At 43.5% G+C, this 3,758-nt stretch carries 4 protein-coding genes; all 4 read right to left on the bottom strand.

Annotated elements, in window-relative coordinates; all coding sequences use genetic code 11:
• A partial coding sequence (locus IQ229_RS17585) for a GDSL-type esterase/lipase family protein (protein ID WP_409339941.1) occupies positions 1-260 on the bottom strand: 260 nt, incomplete at its 3' end.
• A gap of 143 nt (positions 261-403) precedes the next feature.
• Positions 404-733, bottom strand: coding sequence for a ribulose bisphosphate carboxylase small subunit (locus IQ229_RS17580; protein WP_069072884.1), 330 nt, complete (start codon positions 731-733; stop codon positions 404-406).
• Positions 734-778: 45 nt separating this feature from the next.
• Positions 779-1,189, bottom strand: coding sequence for a RuBisCO chaperone RbcX (rcbX, locus tag IQ229_RS17575; protein WP_194045897.1), 411 nt, complete (start codon positions 1,187-1,189; stop codon positions 779-781).
• A gap of 132 nt (positions 1,190-1,321) precedes the next feature.
• Positions 1,322-2,752, bottom strand: a complete 1,431-nt coding sequence (locus tag IQ229_RS17570; protein WP_012410537.1) for a form I ribulose bisphosphate carboxylase large subunit — start codon at positions 2,750-2,752, stop codon at positions 1,322-1,324.
• Positions 2,753-3,758: the final 1,006 nt, after the last annotated feature.

Here is a 3,758-nt window from a genome sequence, read left to right as displayed (position 1 = left end):
ACTGTTGTGTCATTCAATCCAAAGGAAAATATAACTCTGCCATCATATTCTTTGGGTAAGCGAAGTGATACTTCCTGTAACCAACGCTTTGCAATATCGGTACTAGTATCTCGCCTAATTCCTAAATTATAGTAGGTAATGTCATAACCTTTTTTATTAGCATTAGCACATATTCTACCTGTCCAACCAAGACATTCAGGATCGCCAGTACCATTAACAAAAGAGTCACCAACAAAACAAATTCTTACTTCTTTTAGCATTATCAGTGTCTTAGGAAACGTATAGGTACATAGAGAATAACTCTGCGTCCCTCTACGTTTCAAAACAAATTTAGTAAATAGGAGAGGTAGATAATTCTACCTCTCCTATGGGGATAAACTAATTACTTAAAGCTAGTGAGCTTTTAGTATCTGTTTGGTTTGTGAACAAGAAAGCTGAGAACTTGGCACTGCTTGATGTTGTCAAAACCTACAACACGGATATAGCTGTTGTTGAATTGAGAACGGCATCCTTGAACTTCGCTCAATACTTCTTGAGTGGATTTAGCGCCGAACAAAGGCAACTTCCACATTGTCCAATATAATTCTGTTGGCTCAGAAGTTTCGTTAAACTCGATCGCAGGAATGTAACCTTGATTCAAGATGTACTGGACTTGTTTAGCAATTTGAGCATCAGACAGAGGGGGAAGATAAGAAAGGGTTTCGTAACGACGCTCTTTTGGTAAAGTTTGCATAGCTTTTGATAATTGGTTGCGATTTTTACTAGTAGATTGACCGAACTAATTGGATAAGTTATCCAAATTCTGATCTGAAGTTGCTTGCTGTTCTGGGTGCAGACTGGGGTTAGATGTGTCTACTACTTGTGTGATGCGTTCTAAATGCTGGCGACGTTGCTCCATGTTGGCTTGCTGAATGCCAGTGCGCACCATTTCCGGTAAAAATTCTGCAATTTCTTCCGCAATGTGTTCTCTAACAGTCATGATTCGCAAAGCCAAATCTGGTTTCTCTCGCAACAGTTGCTCAATGAATGACTCACCATTTTGAATTTTGCCAGACGAAAAGTTATGCAACCAAAGTTCTAATGGCGGATTAGTTTCGCCTAGCTGTGCCAATACTGTCCTTAGAGCCTGATAAGTCAGATAGCTTTGGAGAGTTTTGGCTGTGTCCTTCGCAATTTGCTTAAGATTCATGCTTGACCCCAGCCGTGAAGAGTTATGAGTTATGAGTTATGAGTTATGAATTAATGCAAATCCTAACTCTTGTACAGACGCGATTCATCGCGTCTCTACTTCTAACTCTTAACTCTTAACTGTTAACCCAGATCAGACGGTATCCATTGCTTCAAACTCGAACTTGATTTCTTTCCACAGTTCGCAAGCAACAGCCAGTTCAGGAGACCACTTGGCAGCTTCGCGGATGATATCGTTACCTTCACGAGCCAAGTTACGGCCTTCGTTACGAGCTTGAACAACAGCTTCCAAGGCGACGCGGTTAGCGGTTGCACCAGGAGCGTTACCCCAAGGGTGTCCTAGAGTACCACCACCGAATTGTAGTACGGAGTCATCACCAAAGATTTCTACCAGGGCGGGCATGTGCCATACGTGGATACCACCAGAAGCAACTGCCATTACACCAGGTAGAGAAGCCCAGTCTTGGGTAAAGTAAATACCACGAGACTTGTCTTGCTCAATGTAGTTTTCACGCAACAGGTCAACGAAGCCCATTGTGATGCCGCGCTCACCTTCCAACTTACCAACTACTGTACCAGTGTGGATGTGGTCGCCACCAGACAAACGTAGGGCTTTAGCCAATACACGGAAGTGGATACCGTGGTTCTTTTGACGGTCAATTACAGCGTGCATCGCACGGTGAATGTGCAGCAAGATACCGTTATCGCGGCACCAACGAGCCAATGTGGTGTTGGCGGTGAAACCTGCGGTTAGGTAGTCATGCATGATGATGGGCTGTTTGAGTTCTTTAGCATACTCAGCCCGTTGCAACATTTGTTCGCAAGTAGGAGCGGTGACGTTGAGGTAGTGACCTTTGATTTCACCGGTTTCTGCTTGAGCCTTGTTGATAGCTTCAGCTACGAACAAAAAGCGATCGCGCCATCTTTGGAATGGTGCAGAGTTAATGTTTTCGTCGTCTTTGGTGAAGTCCAAACCACCGCGTAAGCACTCGTATACAGCGCGTCCGTAGTTCTTAGCGGAAAGACCCAATTTGGGCTTAATGGTACAACCCAACAAAGGACGACCATATTTGTTTAACTTGTCGCGCTCAACTTGGATACCGTGAGGAGGCCCTTGGAAGGTCTTGATGTAAGCTACTGGGAAACGGATGTCTTCTAGACGCAGTGCCCGTAAAGCTTTGAAACCAAAGACGTTACCAACAATTGAGGTCAATACGTTGGTTACAGAACCTTCTTCAAACAAGTCCAAAGGATAGGCAACGTAACAAATGTACTGGTTGTCTTCGCCGGGAACTGGTTCGATGTCATAGCAACGACCTTTGTAGCGATCGAGGTCGGTGAGCAAATCTGTCCACACAGTTGTCCAAGTACCTGTGGAGGATTCAGCCGCAACAGCCGCACCTGCTTCTTCGGGAGGAACACCAGGCTGAGGTGTCATACGGAACGCAGCTAGAAGATCGGTATCTTTTGGTGTGTAATCCGGTGTGTAATAAGTTAGTCTGTAATCTTTAACCCCGGCTTGATACCCAGATTTGCTCTGAGTCTTCGTTTGAGCGTAAGACATAATTTTATCCTTCCCTGAAATCACTCTTTTTAATTATCAAATCACGTTTTGTGCAACTTCCCCTCACCCCGCTCTTGCCCCCCTTGAGCGAGGGGAAGATCGGAAAAATTTTTTGTTAGGAGTTGGCTTTGGCAAAGGTTAGCAGTTTTTTGGCGGCGGACACTTTGGTAGCGGTGGTAGCCCTCCTCACCAGTGTTTTCCCCTTCTAGGGGTACACGACCTAGCGCTTCTACTGTTCCCTCTTGCTAAAAATCAAAATTCTTTTTTACCTCTTCTTCGCACCCAACTAAACCTTCTCAATTTCACCAAAACTTCCGCGCTTTGCGGCTTGATTTAGATAATTCCCCCATAAATTAGGGTATTTAGGGGATTGGGCTGGCTGGCACACATTCCCGCCTTTACACTCCTTATATCTTGACCTTTGATGGAAAAGATACCAGAAAAGAATTTACTTGACAGAGATTTAGCAGAGTGGTGAGCAAAAGATAAAAGAATTGCACACCACGTAATTTGTAACTTGTTTCACAATATATCAAGAATTCGATAAGTTATTCTTTGAAAGTTTTTAACTTATCTATTTAATTTTGTTATTACATAAAGATTTAAACTTTTTGTTACAAAAGCTTTACAAAATGTCATTAATAACTGTAAAGGACAGGAAAGATCGGGTAGATGGAGAAATCCCCAGTCTCCAACAATGCACTGAGTTTCGACTGCGCTCAACTACCCCTTGTTGTTGGCGTAGCCTCTCCAAGAGTTGTGTCCCCAATCCCCAATGTTTAAAAAATCCCAGCAAGGGGAACACTGAAATTAACCCAAAGCCAGTTTAGGTAAATGCTATGGGTACTGTCTCCAAAGGAAATGTCACCGTGGTATTGTTTTACAAGCGTACTAGTTTATTAATTACTTCTATCTTGCTGGGGTTGATAGCTTTGCCAAATATGGGATGGGCGCAAAAAACCCCTAAGATTAATTCATCTGATGTAACTCCCGCTTACCCAACTTC

It is taken from the genome of Nostoc cf. edaphicum LEGE 07299 (genome assembly GCF_015207245.1).
GTDB lineage: Bacteria > Cyanobacteriota > Cyanobacteriia > Cyanobacteriales > Nostocaceae > Nostoc > Nostoc edaphicum_B.
Note: the sequence above shows the minus strand (reverse complement) of the source record. Positions and strands in the feature narration are given on the sequence as shown.

What these genes read in the sequence shown, in the direction of transcription:
- IQ229_RS17580 (WP_069072884.1), bottom strand. Translation starts at nt 733, where the DNA reads ATGCAAACTTTACCAAAAGAGCGTCGTTACGAAACCCTTTCTTATCTT.
- rcbX (WP_194045897.1), bottom strand. Translation starts at nt 1,189, where the DNA reads ATGAATCTTAAGCAAATTGCGAAGGACACAGCCAAAACTCTCCAAAGC.
- IQ229_RS17570 (WP_012410537.1), bottom strand. Translation starts at nt 2,752, where the DNA reads ATGTCTTACGCTCAAACGAAGACTCAGAGCAAATCTGGGTATCAAGCC.